The following is a 652-nucleotide window of genomic DNA, read 5'->3' as shown; positions in this document are numbered from 1 at the left end:
TCGCCAATGCGATAGCTGAGCTTGCAGATGCGCTCGATGAAGGGCGCAATCGCCACGGTCTCGGGGCGCAGCGTGAGCTTGCCCGCCTCAATCGCCGTGATATCGAGCAGGTCGTCAAGCAGCACCAACATCTGCTGAATCGTCTCGCGGATGATGACGATGAACTCTTTGAAATCCTCCGGTCGCGCCGACGGGTGCGTGAGCAGGTCGGTGAAGCCCTGCAGCACGGTCAGCGGGGTGCGCAGGTCATGCGCCGCCATGCCGAGGAAGCTGTCTTTTTGCTGATTGAGCGTCAACAAGCGCCCGTTCATCTCTTCGAGTTCGGCGGTGCGCTCGGCGACGCGCTGTTCGAGCCGCGTGTTGGACTCCTGCAGTTCTTCGAGCAGCTTGCGGTTCTGCACGATCAGGTGATAGCGCTCGAAGGCCTCGCGGACAATCGTATCCAGTTCGACCGGATCCCACGGCTTGGCGATGTAGCGGAAAATATTGCCATCATTGATCGCGCTGATCACCGCCTGAATGTCGGCATACCCCGTGAGCAGCAGACGAATCGCGTCCGGATACTCGTTCTTGATCTTGCCGAAGAATTCGGCGCCATTCATGCCCGGCATACGCTGATCGGAGATGATGACCTGAATCGGGTTCTCGGTCA

General features: G+C 59.4%; 1 protein-coding gene. It reads right to left on the bottom strand.

Annotated features, from left to right (window positions below):
- Positions 1-652 (bottom strand): response regulator (locus JNK74_29165; protein MBL7650249.1); only part of this gene is annotated, 652 nt, incomplete at both ends.

The organism is Candidatus Hydrogenedentota bacterium (genome assembly GCA_016791475.1).
GTDB lineage: Bacteria > Hydrogenedentota > Hydrogenedentia > Hydrogenedentales > JAEUWI01 > JAEUWI01.
Note: the sequence above shows the minus strand (reverse complement) of the source record. Positions and strands in the feature narration are given on the sequence as shown.